This is a genomic window from Kamptonema formosum PCC 10802, from assembly GCF_000332335.1.
Taxonomy (GTDB): domain Bacteria; phylum Cyanobacteriota; class Cyanobacteriia; order Cyanobacteriales; family Oscillatoriaceae; genus Oscillatoria.
Map to the genome: position 1 here is coordinate 765632 of NZ_KB235948.1, position 23136 is coordinate 788767.

Annotated in this window: 16 protein-coding genes; 3 read left to right on the top strand and 13 right to left on the bottom strand. The window is 55.1% G+C overall.

Annotated elements, in window-relative coordinates:
• Positions 1 to 142 precede the first annotated feature (142 nt).
• Complete coding sequence (gene nifJ / locus OSC10802_RS0103430) at positions 143 to 3688, bottom strand: pyruvate:ferredoxin (flavodoxin) oxidoreductase (protein WP_017715389.1); 3546 nt, start codon at positions 3686 to 3688, stop codon at positions 143 to 145.
• A gap of 47 nt (positions 3689 to 3735) precedes the next feature.
• On the opposite strand from nifJ, the gene OSC10802_RS53995 reads away from it, so the two are divergent.
• The 3 genes from OSC10802_RS53995 (at position 3736) to OSC10802_RS0103445 (ending at position 11223) form a co-directional block, all read left to right on the top strand.
• The gene (locus OSC10802_RS53995) at positions 3736 to 4104 is read left to right on the top strand and encodes a hypothetical protein (protein WP_017715390.1); all 369 of its coding nucleotides are present in this window, start codon (positions 3736 to 3738) and stop codon (positions 4102 to 4104) included.
• Between the two features lie 538 nt (positions 4105 to 4642).
• A complete protein-coding gene (locus OSC10802_RS43910) occupies positions 4643 to 9985 on the top strand; it encodes a PAS domain S-box protein (protein ID WP_017715391.1) in 5343 nt (1780 codons plus the stop codon).
• Between the two features lie 98 nt (positions 9986 to 10083).
• Positions 10084 to 11223 (top strand): ATP-binding protein, encoded by a 1140-nt coding sequence (locus tag OSC10802_RS0103445; RefSeq protein WP_017715392.1) that lies wholly within the window; start codon positions 10084 to 10086, stop codon positions 11221 to 11223.
• Between the two features lie 87 nt (positions 11224 to 11310).
• Here the strand turns inward: OSC10802_RS0103445 and OSC10802_RS0103450 are convergent, their stop codons facing one another.
• The 12 genes from OSC10802_RS0103450 to OSC10802_RS0103510 form a co-directional block, all read right to left on the bottom strand.
• Positions 11311 to 11634 (bottom strand): HypC/HybG/HupF family hydrogenase formation chaperone, encoded by a 324-nt coding sequence (locus OSC10802_RS0103450; RefSeq protein WP_017715393.1) that lies wholly within the window; start codon positions 11632 to 11634, stop codon positions 11311 to 11313.
• A 199-nt stretch (positions 11635 to 11833) separates the two neighbouring features.
• Entirely contained in the window at positions 11834 to 14302 is a 2469-nt protein-coding gene (gene hypF / locus OSC10802_RS0103460; protein ID WP_017715394.1) for a carbamoyltransferase HypF, read from the bottom strand.
• Between the two features lie 17 nt (positions 14303 to 14319).
• On the bottom strand, positions 14320 to 14790 hold the full coding sequence (locus tag OSC10802_RS0103465; protein WP_017715395.1) for a hypothetical protein: 471 nt from the start codon (positions 14788 to 14790) through the stop codon (positions 14320 to 14322).
• Positions 14791 to 14929: 139 nt separating this feature from the next.
• Positions 14930 to 15292, bottom strand: coding sequence for an SH3 domain-containing protein (locus OSC10802_RS0103470; RefSeq protein ID WP_232731609.1), 363 nt, complete (start codon positions 15290 to 15292; stop codon positions 14930 to 14932).
• A gap of 236 nt (positions 15293 to 15528) precedes the next feature.
• On the bottom strand, positions 15529 to 18273 hold the full coding sequence (locus OSC10802_RS0103475; RefSeq protein WP_026098129.1) for a bifunctional acetate--CoA ligase family protein/GNAT family N-acetyltransferase: 2745 nt from the start codon (positions 18271 to 18273) through the stop codon (positions 15529 to 15531).
• 45 nt (positions 18274 to 18318) lie between these two features.
• On the bottom strand, positions 18319 to 19260 hold the full coding sequence (gene hypB / locus OSC10802_RS0103480; RefSeq protein ID WP_017715398.1) for a hydrogenase nickel incorporation protein HypB: 942 nt from the start codon (positions 19258 to 19260) through the stop codon (positions 18319 to 18321).
• A gap of 2 nt (positions 19261 to 19262) precedes the next feature.
• On the bottom strand, positions 19263 to 19604 hold the full coding sequence (gene hypA, locus OSC10802_RS0103485; protein WP_026098130.1) for a hydrogenase maturation nickel metallochaperone HypA: 342 nt from the start codon (positions 19602 to 19604) through the stop codon (positions 19263 to 19265).
• Positions 19605 to 19763: 159 nt separating this feature from the next.
• Entirely contained in the window at positions 19764 to 20033 is a 270-nt protein-coding gene (locus OSC10802_RS38535; RefSeq protein WP_232731610.1) for a VOC family protein, read from the bottom strand.
• Between the two features lie 180 nt (positions 20034 to 20213).
• On the bottom strand, positions 20214 to 20753 hold the full coding sequence (locus OSC10802_RS0103495; RefSeq protein ID WP_017715400.1) for a hydrogenase maturation protease: 540 nt from the start codon (positions 20751 to 20753) through the stop codon (positions 20214 to 20216).
• Between the two features lie 20 nt (positions 20754 to 20773).
• Positions 20774 to 21970: a SpoIIE family protein phosphatase gene (locus OSC10802_RS0103500; protein ID WP_017715401.1), complete on the bottom strand. Its 1197-nt coding sequence runs from the start codon at positions 21968 to 21970 to the stop codon at positions 20774 to 20776.
• 45 nt (positions 21971 to 22015) lie between these two features.
• Positions 22016 to 22525 (bottom strand): PAS domain-containing protein, encoded by a 510-nt coding sequence (locus OSC10802_RS0103505; RefSeq protein WP_017715402.1) that lies wholly within the window; start codon positions 22523 to 22525, stop codon positions 22016 to 22018.
• A gap of 18 nt (positions 22526 to 22543) precedes the next feature.
• Positions 22544 to 22798, bottom strand: a complete 255-nt coding sequence (locus tag OSC10802_RS0103510; RefSeq protein WP_026098133.1) for a (2Fe-2S) ferredoxin domain-containing protein — start codon at positions 22796 to 22798, stop codon at positions 22544 to 22546.
• Positions 22799 to 23136 lie beyond the last annotated feature (338 nt).

Sequence of the window (23136 nt, forward strand, 5' to 3'; positions counted from 1 at the left end):
TCTTGCAAACATAATCACAGTTGTCCTGGAGGCAGGGCGATCTCGTAGGGCTAAAGCCCAACTACAAACCTGTAGGGCTAAAGCCCAACTACAAACCTGTAGGGCTAAAGCTCAACTACAAACCTGTAGGGCTAAAGCTCAACTACAAACTTGTCGCTGCGGAACGCGCCGCCATGTACTCGTACAGCTTCCAGCGCTCATCAATATCTCGCTGGGCTTCTTTTTGCAGCCGCTTAGCCTCCTCAGGTTTAGTCTTCGTCAGCATCTTGAAGCGGTTTTCCGCCGCAAATGACTCCGCCACCGGCTTCTTGGGCGACCGGCTGTCCAGCTGCAGGGGATTCTTGCCAAGAGCCTTCAAATCTGGGTTATACCGGTACAGCAACCAGCGCCCTGACTCAACCACAGCCTTTTGCTGCTGCATAGAAGTTGTCATATTGATGCCGTGGGCGATGCAGGTGCTGTAGGCGATAATCAGAGATGGCCCGTCATAGGCTTCCGCTTCCAAAAACGCCTTGAGGGTGTGCTCGTCGCGCGCCCCCATTGCCACGCTGGCCACATAAACATTGCCATAGGTCATGGCGATCAGGCCCAGGTCTTTCTTGGCTGCGGGTTTGCCACCGGCAGCGAACTTCGCCACAGCAGCGCGCGGAGTGGATTTCGACATTTGCCCGCCAGTGTTCGAGTATACCTCGGTATCCAGCACCAAGATATTCACATTCCGCCCGGAAGCGATCACGTGATCCAAGCCGCCATATCCAATATCGTAAGCCCAGCCATCGCCGCCAATAATCCAGACACACTTCTTCACCAAATAGTCCGCCACACTCAGCAGCCGCTTGGCATCGGGCGAATCCAGAGTTTCTAGCTTGTCCTTGAGCTGACGCACCCGCTCGCGCTGCTCCCAAATATCGGCTTCCGACTTTTGGTCGGCGCTGAGAATGGCGCTGGCCAGACTGTCCCCAATCTCGCCGCCCAGCTTGTGTACCAGCTCAGCGGCAAACTGGGCGTGCTTGTCAATGGAGACGCGGAAGCCCATGCCGAACTCAGCATTGTCCTCAAACAGGGAGTTTGACCACGCCGGTCCTCGCCCGTCGGCGTTGTGCGTCCAGGGCGTTGTGGGCAAGTTGCCGCCGTAGATAGAGGAGCACCCGGTGGCGTTGGCGACGACTGTGCGGTCCCCGAAAAGCTGGCTCACCAGTTTGACGTAGGGGGTTTCCCCGCACCCGGCACACGCGCCTGAGAACTCAAACAGGGGTTCTTGCCACTGCTGCTGGCGGATGCGGTCGGTGTGGAGCCGCAGCCGGTCGGGATTTGGCAAGCTGAGGAAGAAATCCCAGTTGACCCGCTCTGTCTCGCGCAAAGGCAGCTGGGGTTCCATATTAATCGCCTTGCGCGACGGCATTGACTTGTTCTTCGCCGGACAGACGTCCACGCAGATGCCGCAGCCGGTGCAGTCTTCTGGCGCAACCTGAATGGTAAATTTCTCACCGGCAAAATCGTGGTCTTTGGTGCTGGCAAACTTAAACTCAGCCGGTGCGCCTTCCAGATATTTGCCGTCGTAAGACTTGCCGCGAATCACGGCGTGCGGGCAAACCATGACGCACTTGCCGCACTGCACGCACACGTCGGGGTCCCACACGGGAATGTCTTGGGCGATATTGCGCTTCTCCCACTTGGTGGTGCCGGTGGGGTAGGTGCCGTCAGCAGGCAGTGCGCTGACCGGCACACTGTCCCCGCACTTGGCAATCATCGCGCCGAGAACGTCCCGCACGAATGCCGGTGCGCTGTCGGGAACTGCGGGGCGCAGGTTAATTTCACTGCTCACTTCGCCCAGGGGCACTTCGTGCAGGTTCGCCAGCGCCGCATCGACGGCGTTGAGGTTCATCTGAACTATTTCAGCGCCTTTCTTGCCGTAGGTCTTTTTGATGGTTTTCTTGATCTGGGCTATTGCTTCCTCTCGCGGGAGCACGCCAGAAAGGGCGAAGAAGCAAACCTGCATGACGGTGTTGATGTACCCGCCCATGCCGCTTTCCCGCGCCACGCGGGTGGCGTTGATAACGTAGAATTTCAGCTGCTTGTCAGCCAGGGTTTGCTGCACCGGCACGGGCAGTTTGCCCCACACTTCTTCGGGTCCGTAGGGGCTGTTGAGCAGGAAGGTGCTGCCTTTAACGGCTGGGGCGAGCATCTCGAACTGTTCGAGGAACCCCCACTGGTGACAGGCGAGGAAGTTGGCTTCAGTTATCAGATAGGTGGAGCGTATGGGTTCGGGACCGAAGCGCAGGTGAGAGACGGTGACGGAACCGGATTTCTTGGAGTCGTAGACAAAGTAGCCTTGGGCGTAGTTGTCGGTTTCTTCGCCAATAATTTTAATGGAGTTCTTATTTGCGCCGACTGTGCCGTCGGAACCCAAACCGTAGAACATCGCCCGCACTACGCTGTCGGGTTCGGTGCTGAAACTGGGGTCGGAGTCGAGGCTGGTTTGGCTTACGTCGTCGTTAATGCCGGCGGTGAAGTGATTTTTGGGCTTGTCGGCGGCGAGGTTGTCGAAGACGGCTTTCACCATTGCCGGTGTGAATTCTTTGGAGGACAAGCCGTAGCGCCCGCCGACGACTTTGGGCATGGCTCCTGGCCACTCTTCGTGCAGGGCTGTCACTACATCGAGATAGAGGGGTTCGCCACCGGCACCGGGTTCTTTGGTGCGGTCGAGGACTGCTATCTTTTTGACGGTTGCCGGCAGGGCGGAGGCGAACCGCTTCATGTCAAAGGGGCGGTACAGGCGCACTTTCAGGACGCCGACTTTTTCGCCACGGGCGTTGAGACAGTCTGCGGTTTCGCCGGCGGCTTCGCAGCCGGAACCCATGAGCACAATGACTCTCTCGGCGTCGGGCGCGCCGTGATATTCGTAGAGCCGGTACTGGCGTCGGGTGCGGGAGGCGAAGAGGTCCATCGCGTTCTGCACGATGTCGGGACAGGCGCTGTAGAAGGGGTTGACGGTTTCCCGCGCTTGGAAGTAGACGTCGGGGTTTTGGGCGGTGCCGCGCAGGACGGGCCGGTCGGGGGTGAGGGCGCGGGACCTGTGGGCGAAGATGTGCCGGTCGTCGATCAGGGCTTGCAGGTCCTCGTCGGAAAGCAGTTCGACTTTCTGGACTTCGTGGGAGGTGCGGAAGCCGTCAAAGAAGTGGAGGAAGGGGATTCGGGATTCTAGGGTGGCGGCTTGGGCAATTAGGGCGAAGTCCTGGGCTTCTTGCACTGAGGCGGAGCACAGCAGGGCGCAGCCGGTTTGCCGGACTGCCATTACGTCTTGGTGGTCGCCGAAGATGGACAGCCCCTGGGCGGCGAGGGAGCGGGCGGCTATGTGGATCGCGCAGGGGGTCAGCTCGCCGGCGATTTTGTAGAGGTTGGGGATCATTAGCAGCAATCCCTGGGAGGCGGTGAAGGTTGTTGTTAGGGAGCCCGTCTGCAGCGCCCCGTGTACGGTGCCGGCTGCGCCGCCTTCACTCTGCATTTCTACCACGGAGGGAACGGTTCCCCAGAGGTTGGGTTTTCCTTCTGACGCCCAAGCATCCGCCCACTCACCCATCGGTGATGAGGGGGTGATGGGATAAATGGCAATGACTTCGTTGAGTTTGTAGGCAACGCGGGCGACCGCTTCGTTGCCGTCTAGTGTGGCAAAGATTTTTGTGTTCATTTTCCTCAATCCCCTGGAGATTCTACCAAGGTTTCGCACGAGCGTGCGTGCTTGATTACCTGTCCGTTCTGCGCCTCTTACAAGGCTCTCTCTTTTCTAGGATTCCCTTTGAGCTGAATCCTTTATTCACCGGCTTACTTAAACAAGTTCTGGGTTGTTTTTGTCAGCTCACTCTTGATGCCGAACCGAAACAACTTAGCTGTTGTTTTACTGACCTGGCAAAAAAGGGGATGCTGTCTGTCATAGCGGCTATTTCTTATGGTGTGTGGGGACTGCGGTCGGTTCTTCTCCATCTCCCCACATCACTGATTATAGCCGCTGCCAATCAAAAAAAACCGATTTTATTCTTGAATTTTAGCGGGCGCAAGTATTCTGCGGGTCGCGCCCGATCAGTGCCGGCTCTGGACAGCCGGTAAAGCTTTTTCTGATTGTGCTATTATACTGGATAAAATGGCAGGTGAATGCTAAAATAATATAAAGATTTAGGCCGGCCCCTGACCTGTCGCGCCGGGCGCGGGGCACAGGGCATGGCGCATGGGGCATTGGACGCCCGGATGCATGGATGCATGGATGCATGGATGCATGGATTGGGGATTGGGGATGGATTGCTTCTGCGCAATGCGATGATGCCCAATGTCCAGTGCGCAGCGCCCAGTGCCCAGCGCCCAGTGCCCAGCGCCCAGTTTGAGACGATTTTATCGGCAAGCCGTTCCGAAAGGCAGAAATTTTTGAGATAATAAGCAAGTAAATCGGGGTGCGCTTTGTTTGTGAGAAACCGGCACAGCGCACTGGGCATGGCGCATGGGGGATTGGATGCCTGGACCTACAGATTTTCGATTGGGATTCATTGCTCCTGCGCCATGCCCCATCGCCCAATCGCCCAATCGCCCAATCGCCCACTGCCCACTGCCCCATCCCCGATTTCCTTTGAACCGCCATAAAGCTAGATGAAATATGAGCGACTCTCAAGGTTCTCCCTCAAAAGGAACTATTTTAGTGGTAGACGATACCGCCTTAAATTTGACGCTTTTATCCAACCTCCTGTCAAAAGCCGGGTATAAAGTGCGGCTGGCACCGAATGGCGGGCTGGCCCTGATGAGCGTGCGGATGGAGCAGCCGGACCTGATTTTGCTGGACATTTTGATGCCGGAAATCAGTGGCTATGAAGTATGCTCCCAGTTGAAAGCTTCCCAGAGCACTCGGGATATCCCGGTTATTTTCTTGAGTTCGTTGCAGGAAGGATTTGATAAGGCGAGAGCCTTTGAGGTGGGGGGTGCGGATTATATCACAAAACCGTTTCAGGTGCAAGAAATTTTGGCGAGGATCGCGAACCAATTGAAGGTCAGCCGGCTGCACAAGCAACTGCTGGAACAAAATGCGCGGCTCTCTCAAGAAAGTCGCGACCGGCAGAACGCACAAGCCATGCTAGCATCAGCGTTTCGCGCCTGTCCCGACCCGCTCGGGATCGCCACTTTTCCAGAAGGGCGCGTGCTGGAAGTCAATGACAGCTTCTGTCGGTTTTTTGGGTGCTCTCGCTCAGAAGCGCTGGCAAAAAGCGATCTCTTTGTTAATATTTGCCTGAGTGTGGCTGACCGGGCTCGGTTTGTCAGGACGCTGAAGAAAGAAAGAGCGATTCACAACTGGGAGGTGGGGGTTTGCGGTGCCGGGGGGGAAATAAAGACCGTATTGCTGTCAGCGGAACTCATCGCTCTTGAGGGACAGGAGTGCGTGCTGGGCGCAGTTACGGACATTACAGAGCGCAAGCAAGCAGAAAATCAACTCCGCCTGCTGCTGGACACAGCCCGAGCCACCAGCCAGTGCCCGGACACAGACAGCGCTCTAGCAGTGATTTTGCAGTTAATTTGTGCGGCGATGGGCTGGGATTTTGCGGAGGCGTGGCTTCCTTCAAATGGCGGAACGGAGTTAAAATGCAGTTGGGGGTGGTACGGGCGCGACCCGAGTTTAGAAGAATTCCGGCGCTTCAGCGAACCCTTCGGCTTTGCAGCCGGTGCGGGACTTCCGGGACGGATTTGGCAATCTCAGCAGCCAGAGTGGATAGAAGATATTTCTGAAGTGAATGAGCCCCTTTTTCTGCGCGGGGAAATCGCTGGCAAAGTCGGGTTGAAAGCCGGCTTTGGTGTGCCAATTTTGGACGGAAAGCGAGTTTTGGCAGTTTTGGCTTTCTTTAAGCGCAGCAAAAGCCCTCCCGACCGGCGCATTCTGGATCTAGTCAGTGCGGTGGCGGCTCAGTTGGGTTCGCTCCTGGGGCGCAAGCAAGCGGAAACCGCTTTGCGCACCAGCGAAGAGCGATTGTTTTTGGCGCTGGAAGGCAGCGAACTGGGGATGTGGGACTGGAATATTGTGACGGGAGAAACCTATTTCGACCGGCAGTGGAAGAAAATGCTGGGGTATGAAGTAGAGGAGATAGAAAACAGTTACCAATCCTGGGCGCGGCTGCTCCATCCAGAGGACGAGCCGGCGGTGAAGGAAGCTTTGAGTGCCTATCTGGAAGGCAAGCTCGCTGTCTATGAAGTGGAATTTCGCATGCGCAGCAAATCAGGGGAGTGGAAGTGGATTCTGGAGCGCGGTAAAGTGTTTGAGCGGGATGCTGCCGGCGCGCCGGTGCGGATGACCGGCACGCACAGAGATATCACCGCGCGCAAAAAAGCGGAACAAGCTCTTTCTGAGAGCGAAGTGCGCTTCCGCAATTCCTTTGACTGCGCCGCTATTGGCATGGCGCTAGTCGGGTTGGATGGGCGCTGGCTGAAAGTGAATCAGGCTTTGTGCGAAATTGTTGGCTATTCCGAAGAAGAATTGCTAGCGACCACCTTCCAAGCTATCACTCCCCCCGACGACCTCGATGCCGATTTAAACTGCATGCGCCAGGTGCTCAGTGGCAAGATGCGCTACTATCATATGGAGAAGCGATATCTCCACAAGCAGGGGCGCGTCGTGTGGATTTTTCTGAGCTGCTCGCTGGTGAGAGACGAGGGGGGAAATCCCCTGTACTTCATCGCTCAAATTCAAGACATCAGCGCTCGCAAACAAGCCGAGCTGGAATTGCGGCGCGTCACCGAACGCCTGCGATACCTGCTGACCTCCAGCCCAGCCGCTATTTACAGCTGCCAGCTTTCAGAAGATTTTGCCATGACTTTTGTCAGCCAGAACATCAAAACTATGTTCGGCTACGAACCCCGAGAATTTATAGAAGATCCGGGGTTCTGGCAGAACCGCATCCACCCGGAAGATGCCGGTCGGGTCTTGGCTGGACTGGCCAACCTTTGTGAGAGAGGCGATCACTCTGAAGAATACCGCTTTTTGCACGCTGACGGAATGTATCGCTGGATCTACGACCAGGTGAGGGCGATCCGCGACACTTCAGGGCATCCGGCAGAGTGCGTCGGTTACTGGGCAGATATTACCGAGCTAAAAGCCGCAGAGGAAGCGTTGCGAGAAAGTCAGCGCCGGTACAGGACTCTAGCAGAAGCCTCGCCGGTCTGTATTTTCAACACCGATGCGTCGGGAAATTGTCTCTATGTCAATCAGTCCTGGAGCGAGATTACGGGACTCTCTCTAGAACACGCTGTGAGTGAGGGGTGGGCGAGTAACGTCCACCCAGAGGACCGGGAGCGAGTTTTTACCGAATGGTATAAAGCGGCTAGCGCTAAGGTTCCGTTTAAGTCGGAGTATCGCTTCCAGCATCCTGACGGGAAAATAAGCTGGGTCATCGGTCAGGCGGTGGCAGACATTGGAGAGGATGGAGAGGTAAAAGGCTATGTGGGCACGATTACAGATATCAGCGAGCGCAAGCTGGCAGAAGTTGCTTTGCAGCAGAAATTAAAGAGCGAGCGGCTGGTGGGGGCAATGCTGGAGCGAATCCGCTCCTCTCTCAACCTGCGAGAAGTTTTGCAAACCGCTGTGGGTGAAGTGCGGCAGTTTTTGGCAGCAGACCGCACGGTTATTTATCATTTTAACCCAGACTGGAATGGGGTTGTGCTTGTCGAGTCACTTGGCGAGGGGTGGGCCTCCGCTGTGGGGATGGAGATTCAAAACAGTTGCTTTCTAGAAAACTGCATCCCCCACTACCAGCACGGTCGCATTCGCACTATCGAGAATATTTACGAAGCCGGTTTGAGTGAGTGCCACCTGAATTTTCTCCGCCAGCTACAAGTAAAAGCGAGCGCCATTGTTCCCATTTCCCACAGCGACAGGGTGTGGGGGCTGCTGATCGCTCACCAGTGCGGGAGTTTTCGCCAGTGGCAGGCTTTTGAGGTTGAGTCGCTGCGGCAGCTTTGCCTGCAGCTGGCGATTGCCATCGGGCAATGCACTCTCTTCGAGCAAGCCAAAGCTGAAATCTTAGAGCGCAAACGGGTGGAAACCGCCCTCAGAGAGAGCGAAGAGCGCTTCCAGCTGGCAGTTTCAGGCACCAAGGATGGGATTTGGGATTGGGATTTGAGAACCGCTCGGGTTTATTACTCTCCCGTTTGGATGGAAATTCTCGGCTACCGGGAAGGGGAACTGCAGCAGGAATTCAACACTTGGGCGGAAAACGTGCATCCAGATGATTTCCCGGGCGCTCTAGCGGCTGTCTCCGGCCACATCGAAGGCAGCATCCCGGTTTATCAGCACACCCACCGCATGCGGCACAAAGATGGCCGGTGGGTGTGGGTGGAGGCGAGAGGGAAATGCGTGCGCAACAGGGCCGGCAAACCTTACCGAATCACCGGCACCCTCACGGATATCAGCGCCCGCAAACAAGAGGAGGAGGCTCTGCAAAAGGCAAAAGAAGCCGCCGATGCCGCCAACCGCGCCAAGAGCGAATTCCTGGCTAATATGAGCCACGAGTTGCGCACGCCACTCAACGCTATCCTGGGATTTACACAAGTGATGAGCGGGGACTCCTCCCTGAAAGCGGAACACCAGAAAAACCTGGCAATTATCAATCGCGCCGGCTCTCACCTGCTGGAACTGATCAACGACATTTTGGAAATGTCCAAAATCGAGGCCGGCAGGACGGCGCTCAAGGAAAGCAGTTTTGACCTGATTAGCCTGCTCGACACCCTGCGAGAAATCCTGAAATTGAAAGCCCAAGACAAAGGGTTAGCGCTGATTTTTGAGATCGGCGCAAGCGTCCCCCAATTCGTGCGTGCGGACGAGGGCCGGCTGCGCCAGGTTTTGCTGAATATCTTGGGCAACGCTATTAAGTTTACTCCTGCCGGCAGGGTGACGCTGCGGGTGAGAGCGGGGCATGGGGAACCGGGAAGCGAGCCAAATTGTCCATCCCCCATCTCTCAATCCGAAGTCCCAAATCCCCAATCCGAAGTCCCAAATCCCCAATCCAAAATCCAAAATCCAAAATCCAAAATCACCTTTGAAATAGAAGACACCGGCCCGGGGATTGCTCCAGAGGAATTCGACAAGCTGTTTGAATCGTTCGGACAGACAGAAACGGGCCGAAAATCCCAGCAAGGAACCGGTTTGGGTTTGCCGATCAGCCAAAAATTTGTGCGGCTGATGGGGGGAGAGATTCGCGTCAGCAGTGCGCTCGGTGAGGGAAGCACTTTTACCTTTGACGTCACAGTCCGGCTCGCCGAGGCGAGTGAAGTGAAAGCGACTGCGCCGCAGCGCAAAATTGTCTGCGTAGCGCCCGACGGGCCCAAGTATCGCATTTTGGTGGCTGACGACCGCCTGGAGAGCCGGTTGCTCCTGGTTCAAATTCTCACCTCCACCGGCTTTGAGGTGCGAGAAGCGCAGGACGGTCAAGAAGCGGTTGCGGTGTGGCGGAGTTGGGAGCCGCACTTGATTGTCATGGACATGCGGATGCCGGTGATGGACGGCTACGAGGCGACCAAACAGATTAAATCTTGCCTGAAAGGTCAGGCAACGGCGATTATTGCCCTTACCGCTAGCGCCTTCGAGGAAGACCGCTCGATCGTCCTGTCTGCCGGTTGCGATGACTTTATTCGCAAACCTTTCCAAAAAGAGGAGCTTTTGGAAAAAATCGGCCAGCATCTGGGGGCAGTGTATATCCGCGAGCAGGAGATCAGCCAGGAGCTTCCAGCCAAAAACCGAACGATTTCGCCCCCTGGCGACTTGAGCTGGCACCTGCAGCAAATGCCGCCCGACTGGGTGGCGCAGGTGTGCGGCGCAGCCGCTCAAGGCAGCGACGACCGGATTTTGGAGTTGCTGGAGCTGGTTCCTGCCGAAAATCAGCCGCTATCGGCAGCTTTAGCTGATTTAGCTTATAACTTCCAATTTGATAAAATTATCAAACTGACGCAAAAGCAGCGAGAGTGAGCCCAGTAGAGACGCCACATGTCGCGTCTCTACACACTAAAAGCGTTGCGCAGTTATTTCTAGTTTGATAAACTTAGCCAAATGACCGAAGAGGGAAAATGCATAGAGCGGGGGTTAACTTTTCAGAAAAACAGATTCTTATCGTTGACGATGCGCCGGATAATCTGCGCGTCCTGTCGTCTATGCTGACAAAGCAGGGGTACACTGTTCGCAAAGCCTTGCACGGAAAGATGGCTCTGACTGCGTGCGGGATATCCTTACCGGATCTGATTTTACTCGATATCAAAATGCCGGATATGAATGGCTATGAAGTCTGCCAGCACCTGAAAGCTTCTGAACACACTCGCGACGTGCCGGTTATTTTCTTGAGCGCTCTGGATGGGGCGCTGGACAAAGTGAAGGCGTTCAGTGCCGGTGGCGCGGACTACATTACCAAACCCTTTCAGGTTGAGGAAGTTCTAGCCCGGATCGAGAATCAGCTGACTGTAGGCCACCTCCAGCGCCAGCTGGCTGAGAAAAATGCGCGCCTGGAGCAGTTCAATCAAGAGCTGACGCGCTCCAACGCCGAATTAGAGAAATTCGCTTATATCGCTTCCCACGATTTGCAATCCCCCCTACAGGTTATTGTCGCCTGTGCCGATCTCTTATCCAGGAAATATGAGGACACGTTAGATGCAGACGCCGAACATGCCTTTCAGGAGATTCTTAATTCCTGCTTGAGGATGAAAAATCTAATTCACGAGTTGCTAACCTATTCCAGGGTGGGAAAGAACTCTCTAAAATTTGAACCGGCTGACTGCACAGCCGTGCTAGAAGAGGCGCTGGCTAATTTGCACGCCGACATTTCCTCCAGTGGCGCTTGCATTACCCACTCCCAGCTGCCAAAAGTAATGGGCAGTCGCACCCAACTGATGCAGCTCTTCCAAAACCTGATTAGCAATTCCATTAAGTTTCGCCGCCCCTCTGTTCCCCCTAAAATAGAAATTTCCGCACAAGCGCAGAAAAGCGGCGAATGGCTAATAGCCGTCCGCGACAATGGGATTGGCATAGCTCCCGAGAACTTCCACCGCCTTTTTGAGGCATTCCAGCGGCTGCACTCCTACAGCCAGTATCCCGGTTCTGGCTTGGGCATGGCCATCTGCAAGAAAATTGTCGATTGCCACGGAGGTCGGATCTGGGTGGAATCCCAGCAGGACGTGGGAACAACGATTTGCTTTACCATTCCTCCTGTGATATAATTTCTAGGGCAATTCTAGGAATTTCGGAAAACTACTTTCCCCTAGACTGAGTTGGCGTTTCCCATCAATCGGGTGTGGCTATAAACCTTATGAAACGCACATTTCTTGCAGATATTGTAAGGTCTGTTCGGCTTCTTTCTCATCAACGACGCTGAGGGCAAAGCCGACGTGAACAATAACGTAGTTGCCGACTTGGGCTTCGGGAACGTAGGCGAGACTCACTTCTTTGACGACGCCGCCAAAGCTGACGCTGCCGGTGCGTGTCAGGGAGGATTCACCACTGGCGTCACTGTTTTCATTAATCCGGACAATTTTACCAGGAACTGCTAGGCACATGAGATTTTGGATTTTGGATTTTGGATTTTGGATTTTGGATTTTGGATTTTGGATTGGGCCTTGGGCCTTGGACATGGGATTAATGATCAGCGGTTCTCCTAACCTTAACCCCTAACCTTTAACCCCTGAATGGATTTTGGACTGTCGCTATTTCTAGTGTAGCACAGGTGCCATCGATGGCGGCTTAAGAAAATGTTGATTTTGGTGAAGCTGGCCGGAACTGCCGGCACCCCAGCAACTGCTATAATGCAACCCAATTATCCCTCAATAAAAATCACCATCCCCCCCTAGCTGCGACAATTTGTCCGAGGGCAATGCCGCCATCATTCGGGGGAATTCTCTGGTGCCAGTAGGGGCGAAAGCCTTCCGAACTGAGGCGCAGCACCGCACGCTCGGTTAAATATTGGTTCTGAAAGCAGCCGCCGGTGAGCGCAACCCGATTTTCCCCAACACGCTTGGCAATAGCCACAATTGCTTCCACTAGGGTATTGTGAAATTTCGCCGATATTTTCCCCACCGGCACCTCTGCCGCCACATCCTCCAGTACGCCGAGCAGCATCGGTTTCCAGTTTACCACAATTGGATTGGCGATTGGGGGGGCCGGGATTGGGGGATTTGGGGATTGGGAAATGCTCTCTCGGGAACTTTTTACTAATTCAATGGGGTAGTTTTCATCAGTTTTAATGCCATGAAGGGCGAATTCTAACTCCATTGCAGCTTGACCTTCAAATGTGCAAATCTTGCGCAAACCGGCAATCCGCGCCACGCCATCAAAGAGCCGCCCCGCACTGGAAGTCACGGGCGCATTGATCTGGCGCTTAAACACAGTTTGCAGCAGCTTCAGTTCTGCCGGGAAAAAGTCGTGCAACAGAGCTGAGATTTGAGAATTTGGCAGTGGCGGCTCGCCAAATAGCTCGTCGCCAAACAGTTCGTAGAGCAACCCCAAAGCGACTCGCCGGGGCTCTTTTACAGCTCTGTCCCCACCGGCAAGCCGAAATGTGCTCAAATGCGCTATTCTTTGCCAAGAGTCAGGGCGAACGAGCAGGAATTCCCCGCCCCAAATTGTCCCATCCAGCCCGTAGCCGGTGCCATCCCACGCCACAGCCAGCACCGGTTCTCCCAACAGCTGGTTTTCCGCCATGCAGGCGAGAGCGTGAGCGAAATGGTGCTGCACCGGCACAACGGGCAAACCCAAATTCTGGGCAAATTGCGCAGAGCGATAATCGGGGTGAGCGTCGCACGCCACCGCCTCAGGTTCAAACTCATACAGCTGCTTAAAACTTTCAATCGCTCGCTCAAACGCCTCAAACGCTTGCGGGGTTTCCAAATCTCCGATATGCTGGCTGACAAAAACTTGAGAGCCGGTGGCAATAGCGATCGTATTCTTCAAATGCGCCCCGACAGCAAGAATTTTCGACGGGCATTCCCGCCCTTTTTTTAAGGAAGGCTCAGGTGCCGGCTCAATTTTCGACTGGGGGGCTATTTGCACCGGCAGGGGTGCGTACCCCCTAGCGCGGCGCACCACCATTTCTCGCCCCGCCACAACCCGCACCACGGAATCATCCACAGGGCGAACAATCGGGCGGTTGTGCACCAAAAATAGCTCAGCAATACCCGCCAACCGAACAATCGCCTCCCGCTGATCAATACAGATAGGCTCATCCGAAACATTCCCCGACGTGCACACCACCGGCACCCCCAACTCTGCCAGCAACAAATGGTGCAGCGGCGCGTAACCCAACATCACCCCCAAATACGGATTCCCCGGCGCAACCTCCGGCGCAACTCCCGTATTTTCTTGGCGCTCTTGGCTCAGGATCGGTTCACAATCCCCCCTCCTCCTCAACAGCACAATTGGAGCTTCCGGCGAGCGCAGCAATCTCTCCTGTGCCGGTGAAACCTCGCAGTGCGCTCTCACCCACTCTACAGAAGGCGACATCAGCGCAAATGGCTTCTCCTCCCGGCGCTTGCACCGGCGCAACTTTCTCACTGCTTCCCCACTGCTGGCGAGCACCATCAAATGAAAGCCTCCCAGCCCTTTTACCGCCACAATTTTTCCTTGACAAATTGCCTCAACTGTGCTAAGTAAAGCGCGATTGCCGGTGGCGAGCACCGTGCCGGTGCTATCCCACAATTCCAGATGGGGTCCGCAGGTGGGGCAGGCATTAGGCTGGGCGTGGAAGCGCCGGTCGAGGGGATTTTCATATTCCGACCGGCACTGCTCGCACATCTGGAAGCGCTTCATGGTAGTATTGCACCGATCGTAGGGCAGCGCTTCTATAATACTATAGCGGGGACCGCAGTTGGTGCAGTTGGTGAAGGGGTAGCGATAGCGGCGGTTGGTGGGGTCAAGGATTTCTCGCAGACAGTCGGAGCAGGTGGAAATATCCGGGAGGACGACAGCGGTTTTTTCACCGGCAGCGGAAGGGCGGATTTCAAAGGTGGTGTAGCCTGCCGGTTCGAGCCAGGAATATTCCAGACTGCCGATAGAGGAGCGGGGGGGCTTTTCTGGTTCGAGCCGGTGCAGGAAAGTTTGCAATTGCTGCGCAGTGCCTTCCACTTCAATAAACACGCCCTGAGCGGAGTTGTTCACCCAGCCTGTGAGCTGCAACTCTGCGGCGAGCCGGTAGATAAACGGGCGAAACCCCACCCCTTGAACGGCACCTCGTACAGTCAGGGAGAGGCGAGATTTAGGGGATGGGGTGCCGGCGCTTCCCCCCGGGGCTTTTGTGAGTCCTTTCATATCGTTTTGGTTAGCGTTCAGTACCCGCCCAACCAGCAAAATTCCTTAACAAACAGGTAAGCTTCCTTAGAATTAGCGATTTCTACGTAATGCCAGTCTTTGTGAAATTTTCTTTTCGGCCTCTCTAGCATGTATTGCAATCGGCCTATAAATTCGACGATACTCTTTCGAGGCCGGTTGATATAGAGCCGTTCCAGATTGTCGGCATTCAGGGCGACTATAACTTTATTTCTGGCTGTTTCTGCGGTTGGGTAAACGGTGAGAGCGACGCACTCACTAATTCTGCCGTCCCCGTCCCGAAACGGCGATCTGAAGTCCCAGCCATCCTCATAAATCCAGGGATTAAAATGGTCTTTTAAATCCCAGAGTCTTCTGGCAATTTCTCCCACCCCATTTTCATCAGCCCTTAGGAAGATATTCTGAATTTTAATTTCTTGCTCTTCGTCCATCAGCAGCTTGCCTTTAATGTCTTGACCGTCCGCCTTCATATTTGCTTATTTCAGGAGTTAATTTTTGTTAATTTTAGACGCGACATCTCGCAGCCTCTACAAGCTGTTTTCAGCTGCCTTTCCAAACTGGCAAGCGGGACGAGCCGAGGCATTCTGTCTTGCCAACCGGCTCTCGATTCTATTTCCGCCACCTGTCAAATTGATCTTCCGAGCATCCATTTATGTATTGATTGGACACCCATCCTTCAAAGGGTTCGATGCGCTCATCGTTACCGAAACCGTAAACCCGGGCAGCGATTTGTACCCAGTTTCCCTGACGGCTCACAGCTCTGACACCATCCCCCCTGTTGAGTTGAGTGACAGTGGCGTACTGGCTGCCGGGACCTTTGCGGATGTTAACTTTATTGACGTTAATAAAAGAACAGACGGTATTGTTCTGTATCTCCGTAATATGATCGGGGTTGGTGTTCGCTATAGGGCCCACACCCATCGGGCGGGCCTGAGCGGATAAAACCGGCGTCCCGCAAGCCAGGGAAGTCAAAATAGCGAGTCCTAAAGAAATAGGTAGATATTCTGGTCGGTGCCAGCCGAGCATAGGCTTAACCTGTTTTATAGAAATCTGCCATCCTTATAACATTTTAGAGCAAGTGCGGTGAATTGCCGGCAATTAATTTTTCAGGTGGCAGGAGTGGGGTGGCAGGTGGCAAGCCCTTCTTTTCTCCCCCTCCCCGCTAGCGGGGAGGGGGTTGGGGGGTGGGGTTCCCGGCTTGTCAACCGCTACAAATCAATCTCTGCTTTCACCACATCCGGGGTGCGGTGGAGGCGGAAGCCGAGTTTCTGGGAGATGTGCTGCATTTCCACATTTTCAAACAGGATGTCAGCCGTGATGCGGGTGAGTTTTTCGTCGCGCCCGACTTGCAGGATGCGGCGCAGCAACTCTGTGCCCAAACCCCGGTGCTGGTAGCGGTCGGTGACCAGAAGCCCGAACTCTCCCTCGTCGCTTCCGTGGGATTTAGTCAAGCGACCGAAGCCCAGAATTTCATTTTCGCCGGTGTCTGGGTTGGCGCACTCGGCCAGGAGAGCCATTTCGCGGTCGTAGTCGATGAAGCAGATGCGAGCCAGCCGCTCGTGGGAGATGCGCCGGCTCAGCTTGAGCAATTGGAAGTAGCGAAAATAAACGCTGCGGTCGCTGAGGCTTTCGTGGAACTTGACCACGAGGGGCTCATCTTCAGGACGGATGGGGCGAATGGTGACCGGCGTGCCGTCTTTTAGCTCCCACGAGGACACGTACTGGGACGGATAGGGGCGAATCGCCAGCTTGGGCAGTTGCTCTTGCGTCACCTCCGGTCCGTGCAGCACCACGCGGGCGTCGAGGGCGAGCAGCCGTTCGGGAGAGGCCAGCAGGGGGTTGATGTCAATCTCCTTAATCCAGGGCTGCTCGACAACCAGCTGGCTGAACTGCACCAACAGCTGTTCGAGGGCGGCGAGGTCCACCGGCGCGCGCCCGCGCACGCCTTTGAGAGCCTTGTAGATTTTGGTTTGCTCCATCATCCGCCGCGCCAGGGTGGAGTTGAGCGGCGGAAGCGCCAGAGAGCGGTCTTTGAAGACTTCCACCAGCTGTCCGCCGGTGCCGAACAGCAGCACGGGGCCAAATTGCGGGTCGAGGCTGCTGCCGATAATCAGTTCGTACCCCTCGAATTTGATCATTGGCTGGACCGTGACGCCTTGGAAGTGCTCCGCACCGGCTCTCTTCGCCACTGCAGTTTCAATCGCGTGATAAGCGCCGGCCACCTCTTGGGCGTCCATCAAATTCAGCCGCACGCCGCCGACATCGGTTTTGTGGGTGATGGTTTCGGAAAACAGCTTCAGAACCACGGGATAGCCGATCTCACCGGCAAATTCAACCGCCTGCTCCTGACTGGTGGCGATGCGAGTTTCCACAATCGGAATCCCATAAGCCGCCAGCAGCTGCTTGGATTCAAACTCGGTGAGAATTGTGCGACCGGCTTTAAGCGCCGTGTGAATAATCACCTCCGCCAGAGGGCGATCGCAGGTTGTTTCGCCGCAGCGCTCCGGCAGCACCGGCGTTTCGTACAGGCCGCGCAGGCTGTAGCTGTAGCGCCACATGTAGTTGAACACGTGGGCGGCGGTGTCCGGGTAGGGGAAGGTGAAGATATTGGCGCGGTTGAGAATCGCCTCACCCGCCGCCACGTCGGCTCCGCCCATCCAGCTGGCCAGCAGGGGCTTGCCGTCCAGTGCGCCGACGGCTGACTTCAGCTGCTCGGCGGTTTGGGTGGGGTCGGTCATGGATTGCGGCGTCAGGATCGCCAGCAAGCCGTCGCTGTTGGGGTCTTTGGCCGCGATCTGGAGCGCTTTGGCGTACCGTTCTGGATCGGCATCCCCGAGAATGTCAATCGGGTTGGAGTGACTCCAGTGCGGCGGGAGGAACTCGTTGAGCGCGGCAATGGTTTCTGGGGACAGTTCAGCCAGTTTGCCCTCTTCTGAAATCAGGGCGTCCGTTGCCAGCACCCCAGGACCGCCGGCATTGGTGAGGATCGTCAGGCGCTTTCCTTTGGGGCGCGGCTGCTTGGCGAGGACTTCCGCCATGTTGAACAGGTCGTCAATGGTGTTGACTCGCAGCACGCCGCAGCGCCGGAAGGCGGCGTCGAGCACTTCGTCACTGCCGGCCAGACTGCCGGTGTGCGATGCGGCGGCTTTTGCTGCCGCCTCGGTGCGACCGGCTTTGATGACAATGATCGGTTTAGTCAGCGCTACTTCCCGCGCGGCGGACAGGAAGGAGCGGGCGTTGCCGATCGATTCCATATAAATGACGATGCTCTGGGTGCGCGGATCGTCGCCGAGGTAGTATATCAGGTCGCCCCAGCCGACATCTAGCATCGAGCCGATGGACATGAAGGCGCTGAAGCCAACATTCTCGCGGAAGCTCCAGTCGAGAATGGCGGTGCACAGTGCCCCACTCTGGGAGATGAAGCCGACATTCCCCGGACGGGCCATCGTGCTGGAAAAGGTGGCGTTCAGTCCGGTGGGGGGGCTCATCACGCCCAAACAGTTGGGGCCAATGATGCGCATCTTGCCCCGCCGCGCCCGCTCCAGGACTTGCCGCTCCAGTTCGATGCCAGGAGCGCCGATTTCTTTGAAGCCGGCGGAGATGATAATGGCGGCTCTCACACCGGCATCGGCGCACTCGCTGATGATGCCAGGCACGGTGGGGGCCGGTGTGACGATGACGGCCAGCTCCACTTTTTCGGGCACTTGGGCGATGCTGGCATAGGCTTTGATGCCCAAGACGCTGTTTCGCTTGGGGTTGACCGGGAAGACTGTGCCGCCAAACTGACTGCTGATCAGGTTCCACAGGATGGTGCGCCCGACGCTGCCTTCTTTTTCTGTCGCGCCAATCACAGCGACGGTTGCCGGTGAGAAAAATGCGTCAAGGGGCTGGCGCTCGTAGCGCAGGATGTCCTGCGGTTTTGGGTAAGTGACCGGTGCGATTATATTTTGCATGGTTTTTTCTTTGCCATTCACTCTTGCTGCACAGCCAGCCTGACGTCAGGTTTCAGGGCTAACAAATGACGCCTGCTGGCTAATTTCTGAAAGCTTTTCTTGCAGATAGCGCTGCCAATTTTCCATCCCGGCACCCGTTCGCGCCGACACTTCAAAAATGGTCGCTTGTGGGGCTACTCGCCGAATGTTTCTCAGGGCTTTTTCGCGGTCAAATCCGGCGGCTCCGGCCATGTCGATTTTACTGACGATTACCGCATCTGCGGTTTTGAACATGGTAGGATATTTCAGCGGTTTGTCCTCTCCTTCCGTAACGGAAAGCAAGACTGCGCGCAAATTTTCTCCCAAATCGTAGGCGGCTGGGCAGACGAGATTGCCGACGTTTTCTATAACGAGGACATCCAGCGCGTCCAGGTTCAGCTTCCCGGCAGCCCGGGCCACCATTTCCGCTTCCAGGTGGCAGACGGTGCCGGTGGTGATTTGCACTGCTTCTGCGCCGGCACCCCGCAGGCGCACGGCGTCGTTTTCGGTTTCCAAGTCTCCGACAATTACCCCTATTTTTAGGCGGCTGGCGCTGTCAGCGACTGTCCGTTCCAGAAAGGCGGTTTTTCCAGATCCCGGAGAGGACAGCACGTTGAGCACCAGCAGTCCCTTGGCCATGAAATAGCCCCGGTTGCGCTCGGCGAGCCGGTCATTTTTGTCCAGTATCGATTGCGCAATCTCCACCGTCTTGCGCCCATTGCTATTGCTGTGGTGGTGACCGTGAGAGTGCCCGTGAGAGTGCCCGTGAGAGTGGTCGTGAGAGCGATCTTGCTCGTGAGAGTGCCCGTACTCATGAGAGTGCCCGCCATCGTGAGAGGAACCGCACTCATGAGAGTGCCCGCCATCGTGAGAGTGCCCGCTCTCGTGAGAGTGCTCGTGAGAGTGAGCCCCGGTATGGCTGTGGATGCCAATTTCTCCGACTTTACTGCATCCGCAATCTTTACACATCGTTAAGAAACCTCCAAAGATGTGAGTTCAATCTCTCGCCCACAGCGCACCTCAGTGCTGAGTTCGTGGCACTCTGGGCACTCATAGAATAGGGTATCGGGTTGAAACTCCTGCTTGCAGTTAACGCAGTAACAAATTACCGGTATTTTCTCCACTTCCAGGTTGGCCCCTTCGGCAATTGTCCCCTGCGTCACCACGTCAAAGGCAAATTCCAGCGCTTCCGGAACGACGCCCGACTGTTCGCCCACCCGCATCTTCAGCCGGTGGATTTTTTGCGCCCCTTGCCGGCTTGCGCAATCCAAGGCGATCTTTAGGGTACTTGACATTACGCTCACTTCGTGCATTGACTGCCCCGCACTTATCTGAAATACGATTAATTAATTCTTAATTAAAAGCCGGGTTGCCCATAGGGCACCGGGAGCTATATCCTTTATAGTGCGTTTTTCAAGCTCTGCGGCTCAATCTTAATAAAATATTAATCAATCGGATGTTTGCCGGTTGGCTTAGGGAGCGGGAGAGTGGCAGACGGCCTCGATGTGATGGCCATCAGGATCGAGAGCGAAGGCGGCGTAGTAGCTGGGGTGATAGTGGGGCCTTAAACCAGGCTGGCCATTGTCGGTTCCGCCGGCATGCAGCGCCGCCGCATGAAAAGCATCGACCGCCTGCCGGCTGGCCGCCTGGAAAGCAATGTGGGAGCCGGCACGGTAGTGCGGGGCGGCTGCCAAACTCGTCGCTCGAAGAGATCCAGAATACAGGTTTGCTGTCCGGGCCATAGCTGGCAAACTTGGCACCTTGGGGGCTTTCAGCTTTGAAGCACCGGCGGAAACCGAGTTCCGCCAGCACAGCATCGTGGAATGCCAAACTGCGGGAAAAGTCAGAGACGCCGAGGGAGATAGGGTCAATCATAAGTGTGAGGAATTGGGCATGGGGCATGGGGCATTGCTTCAGGGCAGCTATTGCGCCGCAACCTCAGTGGCGGATAGGGAGTTCCTAATCAGGTAATCAATCTCCTCAAGAGCGTCAGCCATTCCATTTTCGGCCACCGGCGAGAGCTCTTCTCCCAAATCGAAGTTGACCCCCGGTACAGTAACTAGCCAAGCTTGGGGTGCGTGACCGTAAAGAAGTCCAGCCAGGGCGAGCAGCGTGCGCGGATCGCTCGTATGCCCCCCAATGCTAGCATCCGCACCGGCAGGTTCCAGGGGGAGCACCCGCACGGATGGGCCATCTTCTCCCCCCCCATCAGCTGCTGGGGGAGCGGCAGGGGTGATACAAGCGTCCACAAAGATAGCCATTTCCGCTTCGGCGAGGGTTTCTGCCAGTTCCGGAGTCAGCTGGTGGACCGCCAGCGAGTGAACGGAAGGCACTCCCCAAGCTTGCACGGCGCGAGCGACTTGTGGCCCAATAGCGTCATCACTGCGCAGTTCATTTCCGTAGCCGATGACAGCGACAGAGTGGCGGAGGGATTGGAGCTTGGCCGTGAGATTGCAATTCATTGTCTTGACAGTTTGGCGTGCTAACAATATTCTAGCGTGACTTCTTTTTGCTTTTGCCGCAAAAAGTTTACTAAGTCTTCTACGAGGTTGCGGCGGATGGAAATGTTTTTGGGCAGCAGGGGGTTTTGATAGAACTCGTTGATGCTCTGGCCCACCAAAAATAGGATAGAGTCAGCTTGCAGGATTTCCTGCGCCAGCAAAACCGCACCGTTCCTGTCCGCCGGCAGCCGGGAGATATCAAAGTGACAGGCGCGCAGCACCTCCTGGCATTTGGAAATCGTGAGAATCCCTTCTGTGACCAAATCGATTTCGCTCAATTTGCCAATGGGGGGGAGTTCTTTTCGCATGGTGGAGATATCCATTTCTATCGTCTCGCCCAGATAGCTCGCTACAATATTGCCGGTGGTGCCCCCGCACACCACCTTGCGGCCCTCAAAATTTAATAGCCTTTCCACATACACGATATCCTTGTTTTCGTCAAGGGGAGGGCCGGTGAAAATCATTAAAGGGTTTCGCTGCCTGACATAGACGCCGACAAAGGTGGCGTCATCCCCAATTTTCCCCCGGTAAAGCGAGTGAGTTTCGGCAATCACACTCTGGACAATATTGCGGGCGGTGTGGCTCTGCCGGCTCAAAACCGATTCGATGTAGCTGGCAATCTTGTCCCACCCCCAGCCGAAATTCAAGGCCACGCCCAGACCGGCATAGAGGACCCCATCACTCGCCGCGCCCAGAAAATCACCTTTTTCCAGATACCCCTCCGAAAAGGTAATCTTTTTATCCAAGATATTTTCCGCCCGCGATTCCAGCTTGGACAGCTTCCCTTTCTTGAAATAGAAAACAGGAGGATTGTCAAAGTTAAGGACTTTAAACTGGTTGTTCTCGTGCTTGATTTGGATGATAGTAAAGGTGGAGTAGGCAATTTTTCGGACTTGACAGATAGGTAAGGTGCCGATCACCGTCTTGATCACTTCCTCCAGCGGGACATCGGCATTCAACATCGTGATGATAATTTCCGTGGTCAGGGTGGCGAGAATATTGGCTTTCACGCCACTCCCCAACCCGTCCGACAGCACAATAGTGGTTTTCCCGTCACTTTTGCGGAATTTAACCTTATCCCCGCACAGCTCTTCTCCCTTCTTATTCAAACTCAGGTCGAAAATATCGAGAAAATTGTCCGTCGCAACGGCATGCCTAACATCCTTAAGAACTGTCACTGTCTGCTTCCTCCTCAAAGGTCTGCGATGTCCTGCGGGCGCTGACTAAACAATATCGTGGTCAACCATTTTGATGATTTTCAACAAGCTGATTTTCGTTTCAGCCGTGGTTTCCCCCAGCAAACCGGCAATCTCCTGCACGACTTTCATTTGATTGTCCACCACCTCATTGACTTTGGCCACCGTCTCCGTCTTGAGTTTCATCATTTCTTTCTTTCGCTGCCATTCCTGGGTGATATCCACCATGATGCAAGCGATAATATTTTCATCCGGTATCGGAAAAATCACTCTCCTCAGATACAAGTTGTGAGCCGGATATTCTTTTTCTTTCCCCCTCAGCACTTCATTTTTGTCCCAAACTCTCTTAAAATCGTCTATATCCTCCAAAAGCTCTACAGCGGGATGGCCAATTATATCTTCAGCTTCCACCTGAAACATTTTGCAAAAGGCGGGATTGACCAGCTTGATATTGAAATCCGTATCCAGCACGATCAAGCCATTCGGGTCATACTCCCATAACAGCTTCCACAAATTTCTCTCAGCGGCATCCACCACAATACACCTCCTTTTCTTTTACTGGATAGTTGGCAAAATCTCTTGAATGAATTTCTGCTCAATGTTCTCGGGGCTAATCTGGGTAAAGACTTTATCCTTGAATTTCATCACAATTCCGTCGCTACAGGTTTCCAGACAAAAAGACCCCTTGAGTTCAACTCTGTCCTCTAGCTGATATTCGCCGATCATGCTTTGCAGTTTCGGCAAAACTTCATACACTCCCAATTGATGGCAAGCCGAACCCATGCATAAATATAAATTCTGTTTGGCCATCGGTTACTTCTCCTTTGTGATTTTGCCCTCGCGGAGCGTGCCGGTCCCGAGAGGAGCTGAGACAAAAGCTGGAACGAAACTGAGAAATCCGGTTTTGTTCGGCGCACGGCTGGGACATCTCAGGCCCCGGGTTTCTTTTGACTTTCCCTCCGAAAAATTGGTCGTTTAACCAATTCTATCAGGACTTAGGCAGGGACCTGAATTGTGTGGTGGGTTACGCTTCGCTAACCCACCCTACAGATAGAGGCTTTCGGGAAGTCCTGTATTCCAAAATCCGGGCATCCAAAATCCGGGCATCCAAAATTGGTATTTCCCGGAGAGAAAATCGGTTTCTTTCC